The following is a 23,843-nucleotide window of genomic DNA, read 5'->3' on the forward strand; positions in this document are numbered from 1 at the left end:
CCGCCGCCATCGAAGCGACGCAGCGCGTGGGCCGCGCATGCGTTACCCGTCTCGTGCGAGCGTCAGATGAGCGGGCGGCTCGCCTGATCCAGCACGCTCGGCACAGGCAGCAAATCGCGGCGCGCAAACCGCACGAGCGCGAAGGCCCGCAAGCGGCCGGAAAGTGCCGGAATGCGCGCCACGCGCAAATCGATCGTATGCGCCGGTGTCGGCGAACTGTCATCGACGATCACGTTCATCGCATCGAGCCGCACATGCCGCACCGTCACGTCCATGTGCGCAGCGGGATTGTCCAGCACCTCGCCGATCTGCTCGAGTTCCTGTTGCAGCGCTTCGCTGCGCATGCCCAGCTTCGCGAGATGCCGTGCGTTTTCCGCGATCTGCGCCTTCAGCCTCTCCCGTCCCGCGGCGTCGACCGTCGCCTCGCCGCCCACCACCTCGCCAAGGCCAACACCCTGCCGTTCGAGCAGTTGCAGCCGGGTCTTCAGGAGCGCGCGTTCCTGCTCGAGCGCGTCGCGCCGCGCGGCAGAGCCCGCCATGCGCGATATGCCCTCCAGGGCGAGCTGCTCCAGCATGCGCAGCTCGATTTCGCGCCGCAGCTCCGTTTCGGTGAGCCCGCACATGCGCACCTGGTAGTCGCTGAAGCTGAGGGTCGCGCGCACTGCGTCCGTGCGCACCATCTCGCCATGCTGCTGCGCGCCCAGCGTGCGGCGCTCCTCCATCGCCATGCCCAGCACCGCAAAGGCCTCGTCCGCGCCGGGATGCTCGTGGAAAAATCGACGCAAATCTTCCGAGCGGCTCAACGCCTGCGCCACCTCGTCCGGCGCGGCAAAGAATGCGTGAATCCAGGCATCCGTCGACCAGGCCTTACCGCTGGCTTCGCACGCTGGCGGCAACTCGCCGATCAACTCGTCCAGATAGCGCAGCGAAACGCGCACGCCGTGCAAGAGGCGCCGTTCGTACCCTGCCGCGAGGCGCAACTGGGGGCTCAGCCTGACGACCCGCTCGAGCCCTTCGCGCACCTGCGCGCTATCGATCGCGGCGTCCGCCTCCGGCGCTTGCCTGCGGCGTTTCAGCCAGCTCAGTATGCCCATGACCGTGGCTCCACCAGGCTCAGTCCTCGGTTATCGCTTCAATCCGGCCTTCGCGGATCGCCCTGATAAGTTCGCGATAGTCCTGTCGGTTCTGTGAGCTGTATTCCGTCGCAAACTCTGTGATCGCGTCGTCGAAAGTGTCGCCCGAGCCCAGATATCCGGCGATCATCGCCGCGTCGCCCGAACGCGCATGCGCGCGCGCGAGCGCATGTGCGCACATGCGCACGTATTGCCGTAGCAATCCCGCATCGAGCGCCTCGAGAATGACAGACATTTTCATGTCGCGAAGCTGCCTGGCATAGAAGTCGCGCTCGTTCTCCCCGCGACTCCAACCGAGAAACACGTCGCTCGCTGCCTGCATGATGCGCTGCCCCTCAATCACGCGTTGACCGTGGTTCGCGTACAAACTCTTCCCCGCATACGGTTCGAGCACCGAAGCTCTTGCTTCCTTGACCTGCAGGAACAGCGGGTCGTTGTCGGAGGCCATGAAGAGACCCACACCGCACATCGTGCCGACGCTGCCCACCCCTACGACCTTGAGCGCGAGGTCGACCAGATGAAACCGGTCGAACAGCACCCGCACATGCTCGGCGAGGCTCTCGCGATACGATTGGATCGCCTTCGCATAGCCAGACTCGAGGCCCGGAGCGAGATCCGCGTCGGGGTGGAAGATGAGCGGCAACTCGTCCTTGATTCGCGGCTGTCTGCCCTGCTCGGTGACGAGCTTGGGATAAAGATATTCAGGCACGGTCTTGCGGCGCTCCGCTTCGATTCGCTGCGAGATACGCTTGCGCAGGCTCTCCATGACATCCGGATCGCCCGACTTGTCCTGATACTTTTGCAGATCGATGCGATCGTACCAAACGTCCAGTGCACGCATATAGGCGTAGTCGTGCATGCGCTCGCGGTATTGCCGCACGAGATCCCGGGTGAGGCGCAAGGTATCGCTGTAGGGAAGCTCGAGATGCTGCGCCGCGATCACGGCGCTCGCCGCAAGCCGTTTCAGATCCCATTCGAACGGGGCGGGCAGCGTTTCATCCAGATCGTTGATATCGAAGATCACATTGCGCTCTGGTGTGGCAAAGCCGCCGAAGTTCATCAGGTGCGCGTCGCCACACGCCTGCACGCGCAAGCCGCTCGTGGGCGTGGTGGCGAGATCCGCCGCCATCACGGCGGCCGCGCCTCGAAAGAATGCAAACGGCGACGCCGACATTCGGCCGAAGCGTATCGGTATCAAGCGCGGCAAACGGCCGGCATTGGACTCCTCGAGCACCTCGATCACGTCGCGGCGCGAGACGGGAGGCTTCCATCCCGCCTGCGACGAACGAGGTACCGAGTCGCGAATGAGCCTCCCCTGCACCGCCCTTTCGTCCGGCGTGTGGTACGGCGCTGGCGTGTCGTGCCTGTCGTGCGGTGTCTTGCGTGAAACAGCTTTGTCCATGATGTCTGCTCCTTTCCCGTCTCCTCCCTGGAAGCGCTTGTGCGCACCAGACCATACCTTGTAGAACGTCACGCGTTCATTGTCCGCTCGCACCCTGCGCCGGAAGTTCGATATGGAAGGTCAATCCTCGATCGGCATTGCGCTCGGCCCATAGCCGGCCGCCGTGCGCCATGACGATGGTGCGGCTGATCGAAAGACCCAGCCCGAGCCCTTCGGGCTTCGAGGTCACGAATGGCTTGAACAACGTGGCGAACTGATCGGCATCGACGCCGCACCCGCGGTCGCGAATGGCGATGCACACCTTGCCCCGATCCGCCGTGGCAGTGACGATGACGCCAACCTCGCGGTCCTCGGCGTCGCACTCGTGCACGGCGTCGAGGGCATTCAACAGAAGATTGACGAGGACCTGCTGCAGGTGAACGGCATCCCCGCGCAGTGGCGGCAGGGGGTCCTCGATGCTTGCGGTGATGGCCGCGCCGGCCGCCTGGGTCTCGCGGCGCACGAGACGCACCGCGCCGCGCACGAGGCTGCTCGTGTCGATCGTGCTGGTCTCGGGCGGTTCGCGTCGCGCCGATTGACGCATCGTTCGAATGATCGCGTGGGCTCGCGCGCTATCGGCGACAACTTCGGCGAGCAACTCTTGCAGGTCGTCGAGAGCCGGAGGGTTCTGGGCAAGAAAGCGCTGCGCCGCCTGGGCATTGCTGAGAATGGCCGTGAGCGGCTGGTCGATTTCATGCGCAAGCGCAGCAGCCATGTCGCCCACTTCCGATGCGCTTTGCCGATGCAAACGCCGCTGTTCGTTCTCGTGCGGCGCCGAGACTGCCAGGCCTGCCTTATCCGGTTCGACGACGATCACGAACCGCGCCACCGGTCCCGGCCCCACCGACGGCGAAGCCGTCACGCGAACGTCGATATCCGCACCGCCTTTCGTGCGTGCGACGGCATGGCCCGTGACACTTCGCGAAATGTCTTCGGCGTTCATCAGGTTAGCGAAGGAAACCGGCCGATCGTTCCCGCGCGAAGGCAGCAGCATGCGCTCGACAGGCATGCCAACGAGTTCGTCCAGCGCATAGCCCAGCACTTGCGTCGCTCTGCCGTTTGCCCACGCAATGCTTGCCCTGTCGTCGAGCACGAGCGCAGCCGCCGGCATGACTTCGAGAACACCGTGAAGGCTTCGCACCTCGCCTTCGGCGACGCGCAACTTCGCATCAACGGGTTGCGGCTTCGTCAATGCCTCGGTGTAGCGCGAACCACGCGCCGCAATCCTGTTGAACCACGAGATAGTGCTGCCAACTGCCTGCGTTGCCATGGAGCGGTCGAGATTGAGCTTGCCGTTACCCGCGTGTACCTTGATCACCGTTGCCTCCGCATTGGCCGCCCTGTTCCAGCATGGGCAGAGGCTTCTCGCTTAACGTATGAGCAATCCCGCGCACGCGCCACGACCTTTCGCTGGCTAGCCGCATCGACTGCCCGGGCGCACCTGGCCCCAAGCTTCGGGCGCTCGCGATCCGCTCTCTGCGTAGACAGTAACGAAGAGAAATCCCGGTTGATTGACCTGGATCACAGTTCCCTCACGAGCGATTTTCAATGCGTGCTTCATGAAATGGCGCTGAGGTCTGATGTATACGATTGCCCGCGCGTGCACACGGTGAATTGCCCATCGCGTTTTCCCCAACCCCGTCCGACCCGCCTCCATAAATAAAGGGGTCCTGATTAGTTTCAAGGTCGCCTGCCGTCCAGCGTGGCTTGACCTATGTCAATCGGATCTGCGGCGGCGGCCCTAGCCTTCACAGAGGCCTCACGATTTCAGCCCCGCAGACCCGCTGGATGTCGACCAGCCGGCGCACGAAAGTGGGACGTCAACGTTTATTGACCCGCTGGATTCATGCCGCCGCGCGCACGCGTTCGCCCCCATGGAGCCACGTCGGCGTTGTCGTCGCCGTGACGGGCGCATCTCCGTCGATATCGCGTAGCACGCCAAATCAACCATCGATTCTGGAAAGGGCGCCTTCCATGTGGATCTACCGTGTCAATGAACCGCGGCTCGGTGCGGTTCGAGTGCGTGAATGGCGGCGCCGCGCGCGGCACGCCGTTGCGCTGCTCGTGTTGCTGCTCGCTGCTGCCACCACCGGGCTCATGTTTCTGGACCAGTCCCATGCCGCGTTTCATACGCGACTGTTCAACGCGCTATGGGACGCCGCCAATCTGACGACGACGCTAGGCGACTTTTCCGACTTCGACGAGCGCCAGAAGATTTTCATGCTCGGCGCGATGTTCGTGACGATGTTCGTTGCCGCGTTTGCGATATCGAAGTTGACAGGGATCCTGTCCGGCGACGACGTGTTGGCATACAGGGAGAACCGGGCCATGGAACATCAATTCGAGCGGCTTGCCGGGCATATCGTGGTTGTGGGCTACCGGTCGCTGGGGCAACGCATCAGCGCAAAGCTTCGCGACGCCGGTGAAACCGTATTGGTGCTCGTAGCCGACGCGGCGCTCGCCGACAAGGCCGCGGAAAACGGACATCTGGTCATCCTCAGTTCCCCTGACGTATTCGACGATGCACTGCGGCGCGCGCGTCTCGACAGCGCAAAGGCACTCCTTGCGACGGCCCCTGACGGCGACGCCAATCTGGCCATCACGCTGTTGACGAAGTCGCTGAACCGGTCGCTGCCGGTCATCGTCCCCGGCGAGAACAGCTTGAGAAAGACGCTGCTGGAAAATGCCGGCGCCACCGAGGTCATCATCGGCGACGAGATCCTCGCCAACGCACTAGTCGAAAAACTCTGCGCTCACGTGGAGGCCGCATCATGAAGACAACCATCCCGCCTGAAGGCACCGGCCATCGCCTGCCTTTCCTGCAGGGCGTCTTTCCCATCTCCCGCGCACAGTTGCCGCATGACATCGTCGCGGGCATCACGCTGGCCGCGCTGGGCATTCCAGAGGTCATGGGTTATACGAAGATTGCGGGCACGCCTGCGGTTACCGGGCTCTATACGATCCTGCTGCCGCTCATTGCATTCGCCCTCTTCGGCGCCTCACGACATCTGGTCGTCGCAGCGGACTCCGCAACGGCTGCGATTCTCGCGGGCAGCCTGGTGACGGTCGCCGCCCTCGGCACGAAGGAATATATCGGGTTGACGTCCACTGTCGCGCTTGCCGTTGCCGTGCTGCTCGTGCTCGCGCGAGTCTTCCGGCTTGGCTTTCTCGCCGATTTCCTTTCGCGCAGCGCCTTGATAGGATTCCTGACCGGCGTCGGGGTACAGGTCGCGGCAGGCGAGCTAGCCGGGCTGGTGGGACTCGCGAAACAGGGGCATGGCCCCATTCTCCAGGTGGTTTCCGTGTTCCAGCGCCTTGGCGGCGTAAGCTACGCAACGGCAGCGCTTTCCGCCATCGTGCTTGCCATCATCATGGGCTGCAAGCGCTTCGCGCCGCGAGCGCCCGGCGCGCTCATCGCCGTGATTGGCGCCATCGCTGCGAGCGCAATGCTCGATTTTGCCCAGCGGGGGATCAGCGTGATTGGCGAAGTGCCGGGCGGCCTGCCCTCCTTCTCGCTTCCGCCAATCCATTTTGCCGATATGGACGGCGTGCTGGCCACGGCCCTCTCGTGCTTCATCGTGATCATCGCGCAGAGCGCCGCGACAGCCCGGGCTTATGCCAACCGCTACAACGAGCGCGGCGACGACAATACGGACCTGGTCGGCCTTGCGGCCTCGAATGTGGCCGCTGCGCTTACCGGCACGTTCGTCGTCAACGGCAGCCCGACCAAGACGGAAATGGTGGACGACGCCGGCGGCCGCACCCAGATAACCCATCTGACCACGGCCGCTATCGTGCTGCTGGTGCTTCTCTTCCTGACGAAGCCGCTCGGTTATCTGCCCACGGCCGTGCTGTCGGCCATCGTGTTCATGATCGGCGTGAAGCTGATCGACGTGAAGGGCATGGGCGAACTCCTCAAGGTGCAGCGCGATGAATTCTTCGTAGCCCTGATCACCGCCGGCGTGGTGGTCTTCGTCGACGTGATGCACGGCATCATCGCCGCGGTGCTCCTCTCGATCATCGACAACACGCGTCACAGCTACCGGCTGCGCACGCGTGTGCTCACGCGCGGCGAAACCGGGAACTGGGCGCCGCACGACGTGGCGCCCAATCTGTTCGCAGCGCCTGGCATCATCGTGTATCGCTTCGAGGCGGATCTGTTCTTCGCGAATGCCGGGCGCTTCATGGACGAAATCCTGAAGCTCGCGGAACACACGCAGCCGCCGCCGCGATGGATCGTCGTCGACGCTTCGCAGATCAGCAACATCGACTATACGGCGGGCATGACACTGCTTCAGCTGCGCGATGAACTGATACGACGAGGCATTGGCTTCGCCTCCGTCGCGACTCCGGAGGGCGTGGTCGGTAGTTTAGAACGGTATCGCGCGCTCGGGCACGTGAGCGATCGCGAGCTCGTCTTCCCGACGGTCGACGCCGCCGTCGAGGCGCTTCGCGACGCGAGCCCAGCGCCAGGCGAGAAAGTGGCCGCCACGCCGTAGACCCGTCACGCGGGCATTGCCGGGGCAGGAACCGCGATCGAAGGTTCGAGGCGTACGCCGGAGCACAGCGACGCCAGCAGGAGGATCATCATGACCGATCAACCAAGGAAGATGAACGTAGTACAACTGACGTTCATCGTCACCGTTAACATGATGGGATCGGGCATCATCATGCTGCCCGCCAACATGGCGCAGGTTGGCGCGATTTCGTTGTTGTCGTGGATCGTCACGGCTATCGGGTCGCTCGCCATTGCCTATGGCTTCGCGGAGGCCGGGCTGCTCAATCAGCGCGCCGGTGGCATGGCCGCCTACGCCGAAGATGCTTACGGCAAGGACGGCTATTTTCAGGTCTTCTTCCTCTACTTCCTCTCCATCGCCATCGCCAACGTGGCGGTCGCGAGTTCCGCCCTTGGCTATCTCGCCGCATTCTTCCCGGTGCTGATCGCTTCCCCAATCGCAACCTGTCTTGGCGTGATCGGCCTTCTGTGGATCACCACGGCGGCAAACTTCGGCGGCCCCAAAATAACAGGGCGCATCGGTTCGATCACGGTTTGGGGCGTCATCCTGCCCGTGGGCTTCATCTCGGTTGCAGGCTGGTTCTGGTTTCACGGCGAAACCTTCGCCGCCGCATGGAACCCGAAGGGCCTGCGCCTCACGGAGGGCATGGGCTCGAGCATCGCGCTCACGCTTTGGGCGTTTCTCGGCATGGAATCAGCGGTGCAGAACTCGTCCGCCGTCGAAAACCCCAAGCGCGATGTTCCGTTGGCGTGCATGTTCGGCACCCTGGGCGCGGCGATTGTCTACATTCTCTCCACTGCCGTAATTCAGGGCATCGTGCCGAATGCGGTGCTTGCCAGATCGACCGGACCGTTCGGCCTCGCCTTTGCCCAGATGTTCAGTCCCGCCGTCGGTTCCATCGTCATGGGTCTCGCCGCCGTGGCGTGCGTCGGTTCCTTGCTCGGCTGGCAGTTCACGCTGGCGCAAACGGCCAGGGACGCTTCCGATAGCCACATGTTCCCCGCTGTTTTCGGCAGGGTGAACCGTTCGGGGGCGCCTGTTGCGGGCATGGTGATCATGGGAATCGTCCAGTCGTTGATGGCCTTGTCCACGATCTCGCCGAATCTGAGCGAACAGTTCGCGGCGCTCGTCAATCTTGCCGTCGTCACCAACGTGATTCCGTATGTGATTTCGCTTTCGGCGCTTTTCGTGATGATGCGCAACGCGGGCACGCCGCTGGCGAAGTACCGGCTCAATGCGGGCGTGACGGTCGTGGCGCTGGCGTACTCCGTCTATGCGATCTACGCGTCGGGCAAGGATGCCGTGATGGGCGGCATGCTGGTCATGGCGATTGGCTACGCAATCTATGGCTTCGCGGCCACTCGCGCCGGCTCGCCGGCTTCCACGCGGCGCACCGCTGCGGACTCGGCGGCCGCGGCGATGGTCATCGGCATCATCGCGCTTTCGGCGCTCATGCCGCATCCGGTGCACGCGCAGGTGCAGACGCCGGGAGGAACGCTCCTGCGAATCAAGCAAGCGGGCAATATCCGCTTGGGCTACCTCAACAATGCGCGTCCGTACGCCTTTCAGGACCCTGCCGGGCAAGTGACAGGCTATACGGTGGCGTTGTGCCAGAAGATCGCGCAACAAATCAAGAGCGAGACGGGGCTCGCCACGCTCAAAGTCCAGTGGATCCCCCTCTCCCCCGGCGAAGACGCGCGCGCACTGGGCGAACGGCGGGTCGACCTCGTGTGCGGCGCACTCGATACGCTCGCGAACCGGCAGAGCATGTCGTTCTCCATCCCGGTCTATCCGGGCGGTATCGGCGCGCTTCTGCGCACGGATGCGCCTGCGGGGCTGCGTGAGATTCTCTCTGGGAAGCCCCCTTCTCACCCCATGTGGCGCGCGTCGCCTGCGGAACTGCTGACGCGGCAGACGGTTTCGGTCGTGACGGATTCGCCTGCGCAGCGCTGGCTTGCCGGCAAGCTCAACGACCTCTCGATTTCCGCGACGGTGGTTCCAGTCGCTTCGCTACAGGCGGGTGTGGAGAAGGTCATTGACCGCCACACGAATGTTTTCTTCGCGGATCGCGCCCTGCTCTCTGCCGCAGCGCACGACAGTCCGGCGGCGAACGACCTGATCGTTCTCGACCGGCGTTTTACGCGGGTTTCCGTGGCGATAGGCATGTCGCGTGACGACGACGACCTGCGCCTGCTCGTGGACCGCACGCTCAGCCGTCTGTATGGCTCGCCGGAATTCGCCGCCGTGTACGAAAAGTGGTTCGGGAAACTCGATGCGGATTCCAGCACGTTCTTTCGCTGGGCCGCGCTGCCTGAATGATTATTTCGTATGCCGAATTATTTTTTTCGATGCCGATAGTTACCGGCACGGCACCCATCATTGGGCAACTGATTGTCGCCGACCTTGAGCTGCGACTGGAGATTCACGATGACCTACAAGACCGTGATGGTCCACCTCGACACGAGTGCAGGCGCCCATACGCGGCTCGGGATCGCACTGAAGCTCGCCCACAAGTTCGACGCGCATCTGGACGCCGTGTTTGCCATGTTCGATCCGCATCCAGTGGGGTTCTACGCCATGGCGGGCGCATCCGACTATTACGAGGCCCACCGTAAATTCCTCTCGGAAAAGCGCGCTGTGGTCGAACGGCTGTTTCAGTCGGAACTGTCTCGCGCGCAGGTGCAGGGCGTTTGGGCTGCGCCGGACGGCTATCCCCTTACGGCGGTCATGCAGCGCGCGCGAGCCGCCGACCTCGTGATCCTTGGGCCAGCCAGGCCGAAAGACCCGGAGTCCTATGTGGCCGACAATTTTCTGGAAACCATCGTGCTGGGCGCCGGCGGCCCCGTTCTGTTGGTACCGGAAACCAGCCGGTTCGAGACGGTCGGCGAGCGCGTGCTGATCGGCTGGAACGGCAGCCGCGAGTCGGCCCGTGCCATCCGTGACGCGATTCCCTTTATCGCGCGCGCGGAGCAAGTCGCGGTCGCGGCCATCTGCACGGCGCCCACGCCGGGGCCTGCCGAATCATCGTGCGCCGATGTTGCGGCGATGCTCAACCGGCACGTTGCGACCCCGGTGAACATCTGCCGTTTCGAGCGCCCCGCGACTGTATCGACAGGCGAAGCCCTGCTCAAATATGCGGCCGAAGGGGGATATGACCTGCTCGTCGCGGGCGCTTATGGCCACGCGAGATTTCACGAGTTCGTATGGGGCGGGGTCTCGCGCTCGATTCTTTCTTCGATGCAACTGCCAGTGTTGATGTCGCATTGAATGGGCCAGGGGCGCGCAGCCCACCTTGAACGCCCGCAACCTGGCGTACCAAGGCGTGGCCCGATGATTCCCACTGGCTTGTCTGTCCACGACGGCGCGCGACCACGTCGGCGAATGGGGAGGCGAGCAGCACAACAGCCGTGGCCATCAACCGGATGGCGGCTCGCAGCCCGAGCAACGTCATGCCGTTGGCGATGCCGCCGGTCCACTCCCGTCCCCTCGAGCCGATAATTCACGCGCCGGCGGCCGATGAATTGATGCAGGTCAAGCGCTCCGACTCCCCCCGGCGGTCGAATGACATCAGCCGTCGAAGCGCCCAAAACTTCGGCACCTTTGCGTTTACCGGAGCCTCGATTGTGCGAAACGCCCCCGCCATACCCAAGGTCATAGCCACCACCGGCCATGAGGAAACCACGAAATTCTGCTTTCGCTATCGCGCCGGCCGACGCCACCACAGGCTCTACGACGTGCTGATGACGCTGAACGAACCCGGCGGCGTCTGCCATATCGAGGTCTGCCACGCGCTGCCGGCGGGCGCGGATCTCCCGCCCCTCGCATGCGGCCGCCTCAACGCCGCGCGCCTGCTGCGCGCCGTCGATCTGGTCGGGCTCGTGAAGCAGGTTACCTCGCGCGACCACTTGCGGCTACAGCCGGGCAGGCTCGTGTTCGATGGACACCTGCAGTTGCCCTGGCGGCCCGTAGCCGCCGGCTCGGCAAGCACGAGTACGCAGCGACTGTGGCAACCATCCGCGGCCCGGCACGCGCTTTCGTCATTCGGAGCCCGAAGTGCCGCCCTCCTGCCGGTCATGGCAGCGAATCCCGCGCAGCCGCTTGCGCATGCGCGGGTCCATTACCCGTTGCACGGCCTGGGACGCGGCGCCCGACTGAAGCGTCATGCCAGGGCCAGCTAATCAGGCGTGCGCGGCAGGCTTTCCCAGCGGCCCGGCGTCGCGACGGCACTCGAACGGCTTCCAGAAAAGACAGAGGGGGCAACAATGAAACGCGGATGGCGATGCGGTCTTCTTCTTGGCGTAGCAGGGCTCGCAATGGGCGCGGCATCGATCCAGGCTGCACCCGCCGACGACGCCTCTACGAGCGCGAACGCGGCGTCCGTGGACCAGTTTTCGGGCAAGCGTGTCAAGCACGCGAAAGCGTTCGTTATCGCCATCGACACTGGCCGCAACAGCATCACGCTGCTCGACGACAACGACGAATCGTACGACGTGCTGGTCGATCGAAGCGTTGGCGACGTCAGCAAACTGCAGCTCGGCGACACCGTCGCCGTCACGTTCAGCCAGGCGCTCCTGCTGCGCGCCGACAAATCCGCTTCGAGCGGCGTGCGCGAACGCGTGGATAAAGGCTTCACGACAGGCGCGTCATTGCGGTCCTCACTGTCCATGTACCGCGTCGAAGCGGTGACGACCGTCGTCAAGGTCGATCGCGAAAGCCGCCTGCTCACGTTGCGCGGCCCAACGGGCACGGTGGTGTTGCAGGCGTCTTCGGATAGATTGCTCGACGGACTCAAGGAAGGCGACAGCGTGCGTGTCGATTACGTCGAGGCGACCGCCGTGCAGATTCTCCGGGACGGTGAGCCGCTACGCTGAATCCGTCGGGTTGTTTCGCGCGAAAGGATTGAACATGGAAAACGATTTTGCCGGGCGCACCGGTGCGGGCGGAGTGCAGCACAGACTCGAAGAAGGCGATTCGGGCCTGCGGCATTACATGCTGCGCGTCTACAACTACATGGCCACTGGGCTCGTGCTGACTGGCCTCATCGCCTATGCCGGGGCGACGAGCGGATTCTATGCATCGATAGCGGCAACGCCGATCTTCTGGGTTGTTCTGCTCGCACCGCTCGCCCTGGTCGTGATGCTGAGCTGGCGCATCGAGCGCATGAGCCCAGCCGCGGCGCAAGCCGCTTTCTGGGTCTACGCCGCGCTGGTCGGCCTTTCGCTTTCCGGGATCTTTCTCGTCTATACGGATGAGAGCATCGCACGTGTATTCATCATCAGCGCGGCCACCTATGGCGCAACGAGCCTCTATGGCTACACGACACGAGCGGACCTCTCGCGCTTCGGCTCTTTCCTCTTCATGGGGCTCGTCGGTATCCTGATCGCAGGGCTCGTGAACCTGTTCCTCGCTTCGACGGCCTTGCAACTCACCGTTTCCGTGATCGGCGTGCTCGTATTCACGGGCCTGACTGCATACGATACGCAGCGCATCAGGCAAATCTATGTTGAAGGAGAGGATGACGTCATCGCCGGCAGGAAGGCGATCATGGGCGCCCTCGCCCTCTATCTCGACTTTCTCAACATCTTTCTCCTGTTGCTGCGCCTGCTGGGCAACCGCCGCCGCTAGCCGATGCGTTTCGAGCAAATCGCGGCGGCAATCGACGATCCTTTTGCGGACTCCCTCTCCCTGAAACGGCAGCCGCGCGCAAGGATCCGGCCTTTACCACCGCAGCGTGAACGTGTTCGTGCGCTCGTCACGTACCACCTCCACGCCATAGCCCGCGCTTTCCCGCGAGAGCGTTGCATGCAGCCACGCTGCGCCCTCGTCCGGCGCGTGCACCACGCGAAAATGACGGATCTGCATCGGCACGGCCGTGAATTCCACGAGCGCGCCGCTTGCCGGATTCACGACCGGGAAATACATGAGCGTGAGATCGGGCCGATAGTTTTCGTGCCCCGGAATGCCCTCATAGTCGTTCAGAAAATCGCCGCAGCCGTAGAGCACCGGCTTGCCGCGATAGATCTCGATGCCGCGAATGTGATGCGACGAATGCCCGTGAACGACGTCTGCAGCGCCCGCATCGATGAGGCGCTGTGCAAACGCGCGCTCTGCGCGCGAGACGTCGAAGCCCCAGTTGCCGCCCCAGTGCAGCGAGATAACGACGACGTCGCCTGCGATCCGCCCTCGGGCGACATCGCTTGCGATGCCGTCGGCGCTCTGCCTCGAAATATCAGGCAGAAAGTTGATGCCAGCTTGCCGCGCACTGGCCGCCCACGCTTGCGGCACCCCGGCCGTCTCGCTCCCGTATGCATACACGAGCACCCTGCCTTGCCCGGCGATATCGACGATTGCGGGCGCGCCCGCTTGCGCGGCGTTGCGTCCGGCGCCGGCGGTGCCAATTCCCGCGTCGTGCAGCGATCTCAGCGTCTCGTCCAGACCTGTGCGCCCCCAGTCGAGGACGTGGTTGTTCGCCAGCACGCAGCAGTCGATGCCCGCTTCGGTCAGGCACGCCAGATTGGCCGGATGCATACGATAGTGGATGGACTTGTCGGGGCAGTGCGCGTCGCTGGTTGTCACCGCCGTCTCGAGATTGACGATGCGCGCATGCGGCTGGCGCTGGGCGAGCACCGCGAGCGCGTCGCCCCAGGGGTACGCGAAAGCGGCTGGTGAGGGCAGCTTTCCCGTGGCGCGCTCCGCAAGCTTCACATAGTCCGTTGCCGAGCGGACGTAGGGCTCGAACAGTTGCGCCCTACCCGCATGGGCCAGGATCTGGTCGATCCCGCGCCCTGTCATGACATCGCCGCAAAGGAAAAGGCACACGCGCTGCATGCGGGCCGCAGCGCCGCCCCCAGATTCTTCGCCCACCATCGATTACCTCTCCCGTTAGCTTTGCCTCGCCCGCACTGGAGATGGATCGGCGCGGAGATTTCATACTGAATGCCCCCTTTGCCGCGCCGTTGATACAGGTCAATCGCTCGCCGCCGCGGTGTTATGGAATAAGAAACGCATGGCTAGGGCGCGCATAAGGCTGCCTGCATGCTCCCATCGCTCACGACCAGCGAGGCCCATTGTGATCGGCAAGACCCTCGTATTCCATCAGGCAGCCCGCCAGCGCCTTCTCGACGGCGTCAACGCGCTCGCCGAGGCCGTGAAGGTCACGCTCGGTCCGGGTGGCCGCAACGTGATCGTCGAACGCCGCAGCGGCACACCGCTCATCGCGAACTCGGGCGTGGTCGTGGCCGGCTCCGTGGCGGTTCCGGCTATGACGCGGCAAGCGGCACGTTCGGCGACATGATGGCGGCCGGCATCGTGGATCCGTTGAAGGTCACGCGCACGGCGTTGCAGAACGCGGTGTCCATTGCTTCCTTGCTGCTCACGACAGACTGCATGATCGCGCGGCAAGACAGTACGGGGTACGAACAAATCGAGTAACTCCGCGTGCATGCGTGTTCGCAATAGCGGCATGCAGGCATGTATGCAAACGGCGGGCACAGGCTGCCGGAACAGATTGGCGACCAAGGAACCATCATGAAAGACGCATTCGAACGACGCGCGTTGCTGCTTCACCTGGGACGCACGCTGCAATTGCTTGCCCGCATTCTCGAAACGCGCTCGAAGGCCGAGACTATCGGCGAGCTCATCGAACTGAATCCGATACTCGAAGACGAGATCCTGCTCGAGCATGTTTCGCCGGCCTTGAGCGTGGATGATTTCATCGCGCATGCGCTGCGGGCATTCTGCTGCTGGCCCGAAGCGCTGCTCGACGAAAAGCTGGACCACGGCACGTTCGCCGTGCCGGTACGCGACGGGCTGTTCAATCTGAATCTGCGCGGCTGGCACGCCTACGCCACCGGCCTGCGCGCGGAGGTCCCCTGGTTCGGGCTGCAACCGGCTGCCCGCCCGCGTGTGAGCCGACGCAAGCACGACCGCGCAATCAAGCCCGCTCGAACCAGCGCCGATGTATCGGGCGCCGGGGCCGCCGCTGCGCCGGCTCGCGACATCGAGCGTGACAAGGACGAGATGGACCGGACTTCGGAGAGCGTGGAAGGGCTCTCGCCGGCGCGCGGCGCCAGGCGCGAGAATGAGCAGTACCTTCCTGAGTTTGAATGAAGAGGCGCGGCGCGACTGGGCCGGCTCATACGAGAGGCGCCTCGGCGCTGCCCTCGCGCCGGTGCCAGCCTGCGGCCGGCTCCAGCGGCTCGAGCGCACTGGTTTCGTCGAGATGAAAGAGCGCGTCGAACTGCAAGGCGAGTTCGGCTTCGAAGTAGTGGCTCTGCCGCTCCGTCTGCGGAAGATACAGCACGCCGATCGCCCGCTCGAGCAGGGGTTCGTCGAGCGTGCGCGCGGTGTCATCCCGCATGGGCAAGAAGAAGCGGTCGTAGCCCGTGGTGTGGAACAGATGCTCCCAGCTCCCGTGCAGCGCGGGGCGCACCCACTTCTGCTCGACCTCGCCATCCCAGTGCGAAGCCGCGGACACATGCCCGGTGTAAGTCGTGAAGCCGACCAGCAACGCGCGGTGCTGCGCACTCTCGCGCACGATCTGCCCCAGGTTCCACTCGCCGCGCAGGCGCGACTCGGTTGCGCGGGCATCGCCAAGATGCGAGTTATGCGCCCAGACGACCACCTTGCCGCTGCCGCCACGGCGCACGCGGTAGCGGGCCAGCGCGAATAGCGTGTTGGCCATGTGGGCATCGCGCAAATTCCATGTGTTCAGCCGGCTGCTGAACATGCCGCGATAGTAGGCTTCGGCGTTGACCACCACCTGGGCGTTCTGCTCAGCGAAAAACTGTGCGTCGAGCGCTTCGGTGCCGTCACGCGAGAGGTAGTCGAATTCGTCGGCGCGCAGTTGCAGAAGCTGTCGCACCGCGCCGGCCTGCGCGGCTGGCCGCGCGCCGAGCGCCGCCGCATAGCCATAAACCTGCGGCTCGCGCACATGGTCCAGCGCCGCGTAGCGCTCGCGCGCCAGTGCGGCCTCTTGCGGGTCCACGGCGTCGAGATAGCGGATCACCGCGTCCGCGGAGCGATAGAGGCTGTAGAGATCGAGGCCATAGACGCCAACCCGCTGCTGGCTCGTTCGCGTCGCGTTGAGCTCGCGCAGCGCCGCAATGAAGTCGCGCATCTCGCGATTGCGCCACATCCACATGGGGAAGCGCTCGAAGTCGTCGAGCGCGGAGGTGGCGTCGTCGGCGCCCTCGCCTTGAACGAAGCGGTTGACGCGCCACGCGTCGGGCCAGTCGCCTTCTATGGCGACGGTGTCGAAGCCGCACTCGGTGATGAGGCGCAGCGTGATTTGCGCGCGCATGCGGTAAAACTCGGCGGTGCCGTGCGTGGCCTCGCCGAGCAGGACCAGATCGCGGTTACGCACCCTCTCCAGAAGTGCATCGTAGTCCGTATCATCCCCGCTCAGACGCTGGCCAAGCGTGCGAACGGCCAAAAATGGGGTTTTCGACGGCTGCATGATGAAACGCCTCCATGCTCTGTACGAAAGTGGCACGGCGAGAGGACCGCGAGGCGCGCGGTCTCGCGATCGAGTGCAACGCGCCAGCAGGCCTGCCGATCAAACCGGCCCGCCCTCGGGCGAAGCGGTGCGCGCGCCGCCGCCATCGCCGGGTGGGGTCGTCTGCTGGAAAGTCTGTGCGGCGGCCAGGCAGGCTCGCACCTCGTCGTCGCTCGTTTGTGCGAAGTCCACGTAGAACTGCCCGATGCCCATGAACCAGTCGGGCTGCATCACGTAGACGAAGTCGTCCGCGACCGACTCGAAACGCGCTTCGATCCCTGCCGGGCACACCGGCACGGCGACCACGATCTGCTTCGGGCGACGGTTGCGCAGCGCGCTGAGCGCCGCGTGCATCGTCGAGCCTGTCGCAATGCCGTCGTCCACCACGATGACGGTCTTTCCCTCGACCACCGCAGGCGGCTGCTGCCCCCGGTAGGCCAACTCGCGCCGATTCAGCTCGATGCGTTCGCGCGCGATGGCATCCGCAACCTGCTGCTCGCTCACATGGAGCGCGCGCAGCACCGAATCGTTCAGATACAGGGCGTCGCCTGTCGCAATGGCTCCCATCGCCAGTTCGGCGTTGTGCGGCGCGCCGAGCTTGCGCACGAGGAGCAAGTCGAGCGGGCAGCGCAAAACGCTCGCCACTTCATAGCCAACCGGCACGCCGCCGCGCGGCAGCGCCAGCACCACGAGGTCCTTGCGGCCGGCGTAGCGCTCCAATGCCGCCGCGAGCTGCTTGCCCGCGTCGGCGCGATTCCGAAATGCGTCACTCATGGTCGATGTCCTGTAAGCGATGCATCGCCGGTCGCGGCGATGCACGTGAAACTCGAACGCGGTGCCCGGATCGGCACGCGGCATAGCGGCGGCCCACCCCGCAGGTGGCCGGCGTTCAGGACGAGGCCGCGCCCAGCCAGCGTCCGAACCAGCCGGCGGCGAGGCGCGTCACTTCTTCGAGCGCACCGGGCTCCTCGAACAGATGCGTCGCGCCAGGCACGATTTCGATGCGATGCTCGCAGCTCAGTTGCGCGGCGGCCTTCTCGTTCAGGCGGATGACCTCGGTGTCGAGTTCGCCCACGATCAGCAGCGTTGGCACGTGCACCAAAGCAAGATCTGCACGGGCCAGGTCCGGCCGCCCGCCTCTTGAGACGATCGCGCCCACGGTGGCCATCTCCGCTGCCGCAACGAGCGCGGCCGCGGCGCCTGTGCTCGCGCCGAAGAGCCCCACCGGCAGCGCTCCGACATCGGCCCTTTCCCGCAGCCACCCAAGCGTCGCGCCGAGCCGGCGCGCCAGCAGCGCGATGTTGAAGCGGTAGGTGGCGTCGACGTTGTCGTGCCGCTGCTCTTCCGCCGTCAGCAAGTCGAACAGCAGCGTCGCAAAGCCCGCGCGCTGCAAGCCTGCCGCCACCTGCCGGTTTCGCGGGCTGAAGCGGCTGCTGCCGCTGCCGTGCACGAACACCACCACGGCGCGCGCGCCATCCGGCATCTCCAGAATCCCGCCAAGGTTCACGTAATCGACGGGAATATCCACCTGCAATGTATGCATCTGTCTCTCCTGGGGGCGGCAACCGCGCGTCAGCGGGCGCCGCGCACGCTAGCCTTCCGCTGGTTCCATTGCGTCCTGCACGGCGCGACGTCCCTTGCCTGGATCATCGTGTCTGCGCCGCGCTGACCATTGATTTCGATCAACTGCCCAGCGCAGACAAATTGCACATGTGACGGTCCATGCGCCGCAGCAGAAAGCCCTCGATACGCCTGCGCCTGGACCGCAAGACCATCCCGCTTCCCGCACCTTGTCCGCGCGGCCCTGCTTGATGCAGATCATGCGCCGCTGTTCGTCCGTCCGGTCGAACAGGGTTGGCCGGCGCACCGTGCGCCAATGCTCACCCAACCCGGAGGGCCAATCATGTGGAAGCTGACGTTCCTGCACAGGCTGCTTTTCGGCGTGCATCGCATCCGGCGCATGCACGACCGGCATCCCGACCTCGCGTGGCAGCCGCGTGCGTTGGCTCCTGTAGCGGTCCTCGTGCCATGTCGCGCGCGCAACACGTCCCGTTCGCGCTGAGCAGCGGCAAGGCGCATCACGACGCCCGGCTCGTCGATCTGCGAACGCGGTCCTCGGCGCACGCGGCGCGAGCCATGACGATGGACTCGCGGATGCTCAAGCTTCCCAGCGTGAACGGAGGCGCGGCACCAGGCGGACAGTCAGCAACGGATTGAGGCAAGGCGTGCGCCGCGTCGATCCACCGTTCGCGCTTCGTTGATCGAAGCGCCCTCGGGCGATCACGGACAGCGTGGCGTGCGGCCGGTCGGTTGCGGTGGAGTGGCGTCGGTGCCGGCCGACGACATGCGACGGCGCAAGCGCCGAACGAGCCGCGTCATGCCCGCCACGGCAATCGCAACGACGCACAGCACGACGAACCATAAAACGAGGACGTATCCGATCAGTTGCCAGAACTCGCCGACGCGCTGTTGCAAGACCCACGCCTGATACGACACCGCATTGTCCGCCGCATCCGGAAACGACACGCGATAGATGAAGAAGGCGAGGCAGCGATCGCTGTCGGGCAGTGCCGCGGCGAGCCGTGAGCCGGCCGGCAACGCGCGTACGGGCGCGCACTCGGGTGCGTTCATGCCCGCCACGATGCCGGCATCCACCGGGAAATCGTAGATCGTGCCGAGCCAGGTCGTGCCTATCGCGAACATCAGACCAATGCACGCGCCGCGAATGTACCGCCTCAGCCAGCGACGCCGAAGAGGACGGCCGTTTTTGACCATCGGAACCTCCCATGCCGCATCCAGGTGGATGGCGGCGCCAACAACGGACGGCGTCGCGCCAGCGTGTGCCGCATGAGAGTGCAACGCTCGCGCCGAAGGCGTCAGTTCCGTGAGACTGAACAGGTCCAATCCTCGCCCTTTGGCCGCCTCATCCAGTTGATATCGATCAACCGCCCGGTCCGGCTGCCCGCTTTGGGGGACGATGACCTGGATCAACGCTCCAACCGCGCCCCCGTCCATGCTGTGATCGAACCGGGCTGCGCAGTCGCGCACGCCCCCATGCCGCGCATGCGGCGCAACGAGCTGAAGCCATGCCCATTCACAATGCCGATGTCGCCGAGGTTTTCGGCGAGGTTGCCGACCTGCTCGAAATTCAGGGTGGCAATCCGTTTCGCGTGCGCGCGTACCGCAACGCGGCGCGCTCGGTCGGCGAATACGCGCAGAACGTGCGAACGATGGTGGCCGAGGGCGCCGACCTGAAGGCGATCCCCACTATCGGGGACGACCTTGCGCTCAAGATCCGGGAGATCGTCTCGACCGGCTCCTGTGCGCTGCTGGCGAGCCTGCGTACCCAGGTGCCTTCGGCGGTCACGGCGTTGCTGCACGTGCCGGGCCTCGGGCCCAAGCGCGTGCGCAGGCTGTACGAACAACTGCACGTGCAATCGCTGGAAGAACTGGAGCGCGCCGCCGCCGAGGGCCGCATCCACACGTTGCCCGGATTCGGCGCGCTGACCGAAGCGCACATTCTCGCGAGCATCCAGACGCACTTCGACAAATCGCGCCGCTTCCTCTTCGCGCAGGCCCGCCAGCGCGCAGAGCCGCTGCTGGCCTGGCTGGCCGCGTCGCCCGGGGTGGCGCGCGTCGAAGCGGCAGGCAGTCTGCGGCGCCTGCGCGACACCGTTGGCGACATCGACATCCTCGCCACCGCGCGCGACCCCGCTGCGGTTACCCGGCGCTTCGTCGGCTACGAAGACGTCACCGAAGTGCTCGCGCAAGGCCCGACTCGCGCGAGCGTCGTGCTGCGAGGCGGCCTGCAGATCGATCTGCGCGTGGTGGAGCCCGAAAGCTTCGGCGCCGCGCTCACCTACTTCACCGGCTCGAAAGCGCACAACGTGGCGTTACGCCGGCTCGCGCAGGAACGCGGACTCAAGATCAACGAATACGGCGTGTTCCGCGCGAATACGCGCATCGCCGGCGAAACCGAAGCGTCCGTCTATGCGAGTGTCGGGCTGCGCTGGATTGCGCCAGAACTGCGCGAAGACCGCGGCGAACTCGAAGCGGCGCGCGGCGACGGACTGCCTGAGCTCATCACGCGCGACGATCTGCGCGGCGACCTGCACGCGCACACCACGGCCAGCGACGGCCACGCGTCGCTGCGCGACATGGCGCTCGCCGCCCGCGAGCGCGGCTTGTCGTACCTCGCCGTCACCGATCACTCGAAGCGCCTCGCGATGGCGCACGGCCTCGACGCGGCGAGGCTCGCCGCGCAGATCGACGAGATCGACCAGCTCAACGCGCAGCTAACAGGCATCACGCTGCTCAAGGGCATAGAGGTCGACATACTCGAAGACGGCCGCCTCGATCTTCCCGATGCGATGCTTGCGCGGCTCGATCTCGTGGTCGGCGCGATTCACAGTCATTTCAATTTGCCGCGCGAGCGCCAGACCGAACGCATCCTGCGCGCGATGGACCATCCCTGCTTCACCCTCCTCGCGCATCCATCCGGCCGCTTGATCGGCAGCCGGGAACCGTACGAATTCGACATGCTGCGCGTGATGCGCAAGGCTAAGGCGCGCGGCTGTTTTCTCGAGCTCGATGCGCAGCCTGAACGTCTCGACCTGATCGATACCGCCTGCCGCATGGCGAAGGATCACGGCGTGCTCGTCTCGATCGATTCCGACGCGCACAGCGTGGCGGAGCTCGACAATTTGCGCTACGGCGTCAACCAGGCACGCCGCGGGTGGCTCGAAAAAGCGGACGTGCTGAACACGCGCTCGCTTGCGAAGCTGCGCCCGTTGCTTGCACGCACGATGGGCGTTGAGCGCGGGCACACGGCCCAAGACCCGAAGCCACTTGCCCGACAGGAGTCCTGACGATGAATACCGAGCCGCTGCCACCGCAACTTTTCTCGCCGCCCACGACCCACGCGTTCGCGCAGCGCGTGGCCACTGCGCTCGGCGTCGCGCTGGCCGAATACGAGCGATGCCCTTTCGAGGACGGCGAGCACAAGATGCGCCCGCTCGAAAGCGTGCGCGATCGCGATGTCTATGTGATTCATTCGATGTACGCCGATCCCGGCCACACCGTGAACGATAAGTTATGCGAACTGCTTTTCTTCGTGGGCGCTCTGGTAGACGCCTGCGCCGCGCGCGTGAGCGTCGTCGCGCCTTACCTGTGCTATGCGCGCCAGGACCGGCACTCGCAGTTACGCGACCCCGTGACCACGCGCTACGTCGCGCAGCTTTTCGAAGCCATGGGCGTGTCCCGCGTCGCCACGCTCGACGTCCATAATCCGGCCGCCTGGCAGAACGCATTTCGCGTGCCAACCGAGCATCTCGAAGCGAACGGGCTGCTGGCGCGATGGTTTGCAACGAATCTGCGCGACACGGCGCTCGTCGTCGTTTCGCCCGATGCAGGCGGCGTGCACCGCGCGGAGGATTTTCGCGCGCGGCTCGCGAAGCTCGTTGGGCACCCGGTCGAGGCGGCGTTCGCTGGCAAGCTGCGCGCAGGCGGCATCGTGACGGGCAAGCCGATCGTCGGCGATCTGGAAGGCAGATGTGCGATCATCGTCGACGACCTGATCGGCACCGGCGCGACGATTGCGCAGGTTGCCGCCCACTGCCGCGCACTGGGCGCGAGCGAAGTGCATGCGGCCGCGACCCACGGTCTCTTCCTCGGCGATGCGTGCGAGAGGCTCGGCAACGGCGCGCTGGCAAGCGTGGTCGTGACCGATAGCGTCGCGACATGGCGCGTACCGGAAGGACCGTTGCTCGAGCGGCTCACCGTGCTCGACAGCGCGCCGCTCATTGCGGAGGCCATTGCCCGCATGCATGCGGGCGCCGCATAGGCTACTCACGGGCGCGCCGGCAAGGTCGGCGCGCGCGGCAATCTCCACAGCATGCTGCGAATCATCGAGGTCAACAATGTGGTACTGGTACGCCCTTGTTGAGCAACAGCGCCAATGGCTGCGCGCCTGGCGTGAGGCAACGCAGTTCGCGCGCCAGGCGTGCGACGCGTGGCCCATGCCGCCGCTGGCCCATGCCGCGTCGTCGTGCTACGCCGATCTGTACGAGCCCCTGCTGGGTCTTGCGGCCGGGCCGCCGTCGTTTGCCATCGACACCATCGCGCTCGATGGGAATGACTGCGACGTTCACGAACGTATCGTCGCGCAAACGCCGTTCTGCAATTTGCAGCGCTTTTCGCGCGCCGGCGCGCAGCGCGCCGTGCTGCTGTGCGCGCCGTTGGCCGGCCATGCGTCCGTGATGATGCGCGAGACGGTCGAAGCGCTGCTCGCCGACGGCGACGTCTATATCACCGACTGGGTCAACGCGCGCGACGTGCCGCTCGCCGCCGGGCGCTTCGGCCTCGCAGAATACGTGGCGATGCTCGACGACTTCATCGACGGCCTTGCGCGGGACGGGCGGCCGCTGCACGTCATCGCCGTCTGCCAATCCACGTTTCCCGCGCTCGGGGCGCTCGCGCTGCGCGCGCAGCGCGGATGCGCGCCGAGCGCGAGCATCACGCTGATAGGTGGCCCGCTCGACGCGCGCATCAACCCGAGCACGCTCGGGCTCGCGGCGGCTTCGCATTCGCTCGACTGGTGTCAGCGCCACCTGATCGACATCGTGCCGGCCGGGTTCGCCGGGCACGGCCGCCACGTGTTTCCGACCTACCTCCAGCAGGCCGAGATCGCGATGGTCTACCCGCATCGCTATGTCTCGCTGGTCGACCGCTACGGGAAGGCGGCCTCGCGCCGCGACGCCGGCGCGCTCGCCGAAGCGCGCCGTGCGTTGCTCGAGTACACAGCGCTGCTCGACATGCCGGCCGAATATTTTCTCGACACCGTGGATATCGTGTTTCAGCGCGCCCTGCTCGCGAACGGCGCGTGGCAGGTGAGCGACACGCTCGTCGAGCCTGCGGCGCTGCATGACGTCGTGCTGCTGACCGTGGAAGGCACGCGCGACGCCGTCACCGGCGCCGGACAGACGCACGCGGCGCTCGATATGTGCAGCGGCGTCGCGCCGTGGGCGCGGCAGCGCCTCGACGTGGACGGTTGCGACCATTACGGCCTGTTCACCGGCGAGCGCTGGCGCGATGACGTGCATCCGGCGGTGCAGGCGGCGTTCGCTCGTGCCGAAGCGGCCCAGCCACGGCGGCATGCGGCGCCACGCAAGTCAGGCGTCTCACCGGGCTGATATCGCCACGATGTACGACGGCGCGTTGCGCGCCGCAGATCGCCCGGTTATTCGATACAGCGCCGC

The 23,843-nt window shown here is 65.3% G+C and carries 21 protein-coding genes and 1 pseudogene; 14 read left to right on the forward strand and 8 right to left on the reverse strand.

Annotated features, from left to right (window positions below; genetic code table 11):
* Positions 1–62: 62 nt before the first annotated feature.
* The 3 genes from VMJ11_RS04700 to VMJ11_RS04710 all read right to left on the reverse strand — a co-directional run bounded on the left by VMJ11_RS04700 (position 63) and on the right by VMJ11_RS04710 (position 3,892).
* Positions 63–1,094 (reverse strand): hypothetical protein, encoded by a 1,032-nt coding sequence (locus VMJ11_RS04700; RefSeq protein ID WP_325617384.1) that lies wholly within the window; start codon positions 1,092–1,094, stop codon positions 63–65.
* 19 nt (positions 1,095–1,113) lie between these two features.
* Positions 1,114–2,535, reverse strand: coding sequence for a DUF2252 domain-containing protein (locus VMJ11_RS04705; RefSeq protein WP_325617386.1), 1,422 nt, complete (start codon positions 2,533–2,535; stop codon positions 1,114–1,116).
* Between the two features lie 76 nt (positions 2,536–2,611).
* On the reverse strand, positions 2,612–3,892 hold the full coding sequence (locus VMJ11_RS04710) for a PAS domain-containing sensor histidine kinase (RefSeq protein ID WP_325617388.1): 1,281 nt from the start codon (positions 3,890–3,892) through the stop codon (positions 2,612–2,614).
* Positions 3,893–4,362: 470 nt separating this feature from the next.
* On the opposite strand from VMJ11_RS04710, the gene VMJ11_RS04715 reads away from it, so the two are divergent.
* The 7 genes from VMJ11_RS04715 (at position 4,363) to VMJ11_RS04745 (ending at position 12,716) form a co-directional block, all read left to right on the forward strand.
* The gene (locus VMJ11_RS04715; RefSeq protein WP_325617390.1) at positions 4,363–5,349 is read left to right on the forward strand and encodes an NAD(P)-binding protein; all 987 of its coding nucleotides are present in this window, start codon (positions 4,363–4,365) and stop codon (positions 5,347–5,349) included.
* Positions 5,346–7,073: a SulP family inorganic anion transporter gene (locus VMJ11_RS04720; protein ID WP_325617392.1), complete on the forward strand. Its 1,728-nt coding sequence runs from the start codon at positions 5,346–5,348 to the stop codon at positions 7,071–7,073. The genes VMJ11_RS04715 and VMJ11_RS04720 overlap by 4 nt, the downstream gene beginning before the upstream one ends.
* A 90-nt stretch (positions 7,074–7,163) precedes the next feature.
* Positions 7,164–9,410, forward strand: coding sequence for a putrescine-ornithine antiporter (gene potE / locus VMJ11_RS04725; protein ID WP_325617394.1), 2,247 nt, complete (start codon positions 7,164–7,166; stop codon positions 9,408–9,410).
* 108 nt (positions 9,411–9,518) lie between these two features.
* Positions 9,519–10,358, forward strand: a complete 840-nt coding sequence (locus tag VMJ11_RS04730; protein ID WP_325617396.1) for a universal stress protein — start codon at positions 9,519–9,521, stop codon at positions 10,356–10,358.
* 140 nt (positions 10,359–10,498) lie between these two features.
* Positions 10,499–11,269 (forward strand): hypothetical protein, encoded by a 771-nt coding sequence (locus tag VMJ11_RS04735; protein ID WP_325617398.1) that lies wholly within the window; start codon positions 10,499–10,501, stop codon positions 11,267–11,269.
* A 135-nt stretch (positions 11,270–11,404) separates the two neighbouring features.
* Positions 11,405–11,962 carry a hypothetical protein gene (locus tag VMJ11_RS04740; protein WP_325617400.1) on the forward strand — a complete coding sequence of 186 codons (558 nt, stop codon included), beginning with the start codon at positions 11,405–11,407 and terminating at the stop codon, positions 11,960–11,962.
* A gap of 34 nt (positions 11,963–11,996) precedes the next feature.
* Complete coding sequence (locus VMJ11_RS04745; RefSeq protein ID WP_325617402.1) at positions 11,997–12,716, forward strand: Bax inhibitor-1/YccA family protein; 720 nt, start codon at positions 11,997–11,999, stop codon at positions 12,714–12,716.
* Between the two features lie 93 nt (positions 12,717–12,809).
* Here VMJ11_RS04745 and VMJ11_RS04750 read toward each other — a convergent pair whose 3' ends face one another.
* Complete coding sequence (locus VMJ11_RS04750) at positions 12,810–13,958, reverse strand: CapA family protein (RefSeq protein WP_325617404.1); 1,149 nt, start codon at positions 13,956–13,958, stop codon at positions 12,810–12,812.
* Positions 13,959–14,160: 202 nt separating this feature from the next.
* On the opposite strand from VMJ11_RS04750, the pseudogene groEL reads away from it, so the two are divergent.
* From groEL to VMJ11_RS04765, 3 genes and pseudogenes are all read left to right on the forward strand, one after another.
* Positions 14,161–14,346 (forward strand): annotated as a pseudogene (gene groEL / locus VMJ11_RS04755) (chaperonin GroEL); the annotation flags it as partial.
* A 38-nt stretch (positions 14,347–14,384) separates the two neighbouring features.
* Positions 14,385–14,522, forward strand: coding sequence for a hypothetical protein (locus VMJ11_RS04760; RefSeq protein WP_325617491.1), 138 nt, complete (start codon positions 14,385–14,387; stop codon positions 14,520–14,522).
* A 96-nt stretch (positions 14,523–14,618) separates the two neighbouring features.
* Positions 14,619–15,200: a hypothetical protein gene (locus tag VMJ11_RS04765; protein WP_325617405.1), complete on the forward strand. Its 582-nt coding sequence runs from the start codon at positions 14,619–14,621 to the stop codon at positions 15,198–15,200.
* A gap of 25 nt (positions 15,201–15,225) precedes the next feature.
* On the opposite strand, the gene VMJ11_RS04770 is transcribed toward VMJ11_RS04765, so the two are convergent.
* The 3 genes from VMJ11_RS04770 to VMJ11_RS04780 form a co-directional block, all read right to left on the reverse strand.
* Positions 15,226–16,548, reverse strand: a complete 1,323-nt coding sequence (locus VMJ11_RS04770) for an erythromycin esterase family protein (RefSeq protein WP_325617407.1) — start codon at positions 16,546–16,548, stop codon at positions 15,226–15,228.
* A gap of 99 nt (positions 16,549–16,647) precedes the next feature.
* Positions 16,648–17,361 carry a phosphoribosyltransferase gene (locus tag VMJ11_RS04775; protein ID WP_325617409.1) on the reverse strand — a complete coding sequence of 238 codons (714 nt, stop codon included), beginning with the start codon at positions 17,359–17,361 and terminating at the stop codon, positions 16,648–16,650.
* 115 nt (positions 17,362–17,476) lie between these two features.
* Entirely contained in the window at positions 17,477–18,130 is a 654-nt protein-coding gene (locus VMJ11_RS04780; RefSeq protein WP_325617411.1) for a dienelactone hydrolase family protein, read from the reverse strand.
* A 360-nt stretch (positions 18,131–18,490) separates the two neighbouring features.
* On the opposite strand from VMJ11_RS04780, the gene VMJ11_RS04785 reads away from it, so the two are divergent.
* The gene (locus VMJ11_RS04785) at positions 18,491–18,649 is read left to right on the forward strand and encodes a hypothetical protein (protein WP_325617413.1); all 159 of its coding nucleotides are present in this window, start codon (positions 18,491–18,493) and stop codon (positions 18,647–18,649) included.
* A gap of 218 nt (positions 18,650–18,867) precedes the next feature.
* On the opposite strand, the gene VMJ11_RS04790 is transcribed toward VMJ11_RS04785, so the two are convergent.
* Positions 18,868–19,578 (reverse strand): hypothetical protein, encoded by a 711-nt coding sequence (locus VMJ11_RS04790; protein WP_325617414.1) that lies wholly within the window; start codon positions 19,576–19,578, stop codon positions 18,868–18,870.
* A gap of 95 nt (positions 19,579–19,673) precedes the next feature.
* On the opposite strand from VMJ11_RS04790, the gene polX reads away from it, so the two are divergent.
* The 3 genes from polX to phaZ all read left to right on the forward strand — a co-directional run bounded on the left by polX (position 19,674) and on the right by phaZ (position 23,777).
* Positions 19,674–21,455: a DNA polymerase/3'-5' exonuclease PolX gene (polX, locus tag VMJ11_RS04795; RefSeq protein ID WP_325617416.1), complete on the forward strand. Its 1,782-nt coding sequence runs from the start codon at positions 19,674–19,676 to the stop codon at positions 21,453–21,455.
* Between the two features lie 2 nt (positions 21,456–21,457).
* The gene (locus VMJ11_RS04800; protein WP_325617418.1) at positions 21,458–22,429 is read left to right on the forward strand and encodes a ribose-phosphate pyrophosphokinase; all 972 of its coding nucleotides are present in this window, start codon (positions 21,458–21,460) and stop codon (positions 22,427–22,429) included.
* A gap of 76 nt (positions 22,430–22,505) precedes the next feature.
* Complete coding sequence (gene phaZ / locus VMJ11_RS04805; protein WP_325617420.1) at positions 22,506–23,777, forward strand: polyhydroxyalkanoate depolymerase; 1,272 nt, start codon at positions 22,506–22,508, stop codon at positions 23,775–23,777.
* The last annotated feature ends 66 nt before the right edge of the window (positions 23,778–23,843 follow it).

The organism is Paraburkholderia sp. (genome assembly GCF_035501035.1).
GTDB lineage: Bacteria > Pseudomonadota > Gammaproteobacteria > Burkholderiales > Burkholderiaceae > Paraburkholderia.